Annotated in this window: 1 protein-coding gene; it reads left to right on the forward strand. The window is 77.2% G+C overall.

Annotated features, from left to right (window positions below; translation table 11 throughout):
• Positions 1 to 76: 76 nt before the first annotated feature.
• Positions 77 to 3,195, forward strand: a 3,119-nt coding sequence (locus ACFOWE_RS24900; protein WP_377291949.1) for an amino acid adenylation domain-containing protein, incomplete at its 3' end; no start/stop codon positions are given.

Consider the following 3,195-nt stretch of genomic DNA (forward strand, 5'->3'; position numbering starts at 1 on the left):
CCGACCACGCGGGCAGGCGCTACTTCAGCGAGCTCCGCCTGCAGATCACCGACCCCCACACCGTAGGCGGTGCGCGATGAACGACCCCCTGTCCCGTCCCGAGACGACCGTCGCCGACCTCATCGTGGCGCGGGCCCGCGCCGTTCCGGACGCGGTCGCGGTCGCCCAGTGGGACGAGAGGATCACCTACCGAGAGCTGGCCGGCCGTGCCGCGGCGCTCGCCGCCCGGCTCCGCGCGCTCGGCGCCGGACCGGAGACCCGGATCGGGATCTGCGTGGAGCGGCGGCCCGCCGCGGTGGTCGCGATCCTCGGCGTGCTGCTGTCCGGCGGCTGCTACGTGCCGCTGGATCCGGCCGGCCCGCGGCTGAGGCTGCGGGACATGGCCGCCGACGCCGGTCTGGAGATCGCGGTGGCGGACCGGGCGGGAGCGGAGGCGGCCGGCGAGGCGGGCCTGCGGTGCGTCGCCGTACCCGGCCCGGCCGAGGCCGCCGACCTGTCCGCCGTGCCCGCCTGCCCGGCCGCACCGGACAACCTCGCCTACGTGCTGTACACCTCCGGCTCCACCGGCCGGCCCAAGGGCGTGCTCGTCACCCACCGCAACGTGGCCGACTTCGTCGTCTCGTGCGCCGCGGGCACCGGAGCCGACCGGACCACCAGAGCGCTGGGCATCGCGTCCTTCGGGTTCGACGCCTCCGTCATCGACCTGCTCGTGCCGCTGACCGTGGGCGGGGCGGTGCAACTGGTCGGGGACGCCGACCGCGCCGACCCGGCCAGGCTGCGGCGTTTCATCGCCGAGCACCGGGTCACCTGGGGGTTCGTCACCCCGGCCGTGCTGTCCCTGCTCGACCCGGCCGAGCTGCCCGACTGGCGCCTGGTGATGTGCGGCGGCGACGCGGTGCCGCCCGCGCTGGTCGACCGGTGGGCGACGCCGGGCCGCCGGTTCGTCGACTCCTACGGACCCACCGAGACCACGGTGCTGGCCGTCACCGGCGACCTGACCGCGCCGCAGACCGCGCCGGTGCCGATCGGCCGCCCCACCCCCGGTCACCGCTGCCACGTCGTCGACGACCGGCTCCGCCCGGTCGAGCCCGGCGCCGAGGGCGAGCTGCTGATCGGCGGTCCCGGCGTGGCCCGCGGCTACCTGGGCAGGCCCGCGCTGACCGCCGCGGCGTTCGTGCCCGACCCGTTCTCCGGGGAGCCGGGCGCGCGGCTCTACCGGACCGGGGACATCGTGCGGTACGCCGACGACGGGCGGCTCGTCTACCTGGGCCGCCGGGACGGGCAGGTCAAGATCCGCGGCCAGCGGATCGAGCTCGGCGAGATCGCGTCCGTCCTGGAGGAGCACCCGCGGGTGGCGCGGGCGGCGGTGGAAGCGGTGCCGCGGCCCGGCGGCGGCCTGGAGCTGGTCGCGTTCCTCACGCCGGAGGACGCCCCCGCCGACGCGGGGTACGCGGCCTCGCGGCTCACCGCGGCGATGCTGCCGGAGCGCGTGCTGCGCCTGCCCGGACTGCCGCTCAACTCCTCCGGCAAGGTGGACGGGGCCAGGCTGCGGGAGCTGGCCGCCGCGCAGCGCCCGGCCGGCGGCCCGCCGGAGGGGAGGACCGCCACCGAGCGGGCGCTCGCGGCGCTGTGGCGGCGCCTCGGCGTCGGCGCCGACTTCTTCGCGAGCGGAGGCGACTCGATCACCGCGATGCGGCTGGTCGCCGCCGCCCGCGACGAACTGGGCCTGGACGTGACGGTGGAGGACGTGTTCGCCGGCCGTACCCTGCAGGGGATCGCCGCACGCTTCGACGAGGCCGCCCGGCTGCCGGGGCCGGAGCTCACCACCGGCAACCCGCCGGCCCTGGCTCCGCCGCAGCGCCGCCTGTGGTTCCTGGACCAGCTGGCGCCCGAGGCCGCGCCGTACAACATCGCCCTCGCCGAGAGACTGCGCGGACCCCTGGAGGTGCCGGCGCTGCGCACGGCGCTGCGGGCCGTCGCCGAGCGGCACGAGGTGCTGCGCTGGAGGATCCGGCAGGAGTCCGGCGTGCCGTACGCCGTCTGCGAGCCGCCGTCCGAGGCGGACCTGACCGTGGTGGACCTGAGCGGGTACGGCCGACAGCAGCGGGAGGCGCAGCTGCGCGCCCGGCTGGCGGCCGGCGCGTCCGCGCCGTTCGACCTGGCGAACGGCTCCCCCTGGAGGGCGTGGCTGTACGTGCTGGGCCCCGGCGAGCACGTGCTGGCGCTGACCCTGCACCACGCGGTGTTCGACGGCTGGTCCCGGGAGACGCTCTACACCGACCTGTCCGCCGCCTACACCGGCGCCGTCACCGGCCGGCCGGCGGACCTGGCGCCGCTGCGGGCGTCGTACGCCGACTACGCGGTCTGGCGGGCCGAGCGGGACCGCCGCGACGGCGACGCGGACCTGGCCTGGTGGGCCGAGCACCTGCGCGGGGCGCCCACCGTGCTGGACCTGCCCCGCGACCGGCCCCGCCCGGCCGTGCAGACCTACCACGGAGCCGAGGCCCGCGTGCTCCTCCCGCCGGCCGCCGACGCCGCGGTCCGCGCGCTCGCCGCCGACCTCGGGGCGACCCCGGCGGGGGTGCTGCTGGCCGGTCTCGGCCGGCTGCTCCACCGGCTCACCGGCACGGACGACCACGTCATCGGCGCGGTCGTCGCCGACCGGAGGGTGGCCGCCTTCGACGACCTGGTCGGCTTCTTCATCGACATGGTCCCGCTGCGGCTGCGCACGGACCCCCGCGCCGACTTCGCCACCCACGTACGGCGGTGCGCCCGCGAGCTGCTGGACGTCGCCGCGCACCCGGCGGCCCCGCTGGAGCGGGTGGTCGAGGAGCTCGGCATCCCCAGGGACCCCTCCCGCGCCCCGCTGGTGCAGGTCATGTTCAACGTGCTGAACCTCGCCGAGCCCCGGCTGGACCTGCCCGGGCTGAGCAGCGAGACCATCGAGGTCGACAAGCCGGGGTCGCCGTTCGACCTGACCGTGTACGTGGCGGAACGGGACGGGAGGTTCTCCGTCGAGGTCGTCTACAACCCCGACCTGTTCGACGCCGCCAGGGTCGAGGCGATGCTCGCCGACTACGTGGGCACGGTCGGCGCGCTGACCGCCGACCCGGCCACCCCGGTGGGCGCGGTCGCCCTGCCCGAGCCGGCCTCGCCGGCCGGCGCGCCCGGCGCCATGCGGGTCGCCGACCCGGT

This window comes from Planomonospora corallina (genome assembly GCF_042650625.1).
Lineage (GTDB): Bacteria > Actinomycetota > Actinomycetes > Streptosporangiales > Streptosporangiaceae > Planomonospora_B > Planomonospora_B corallina.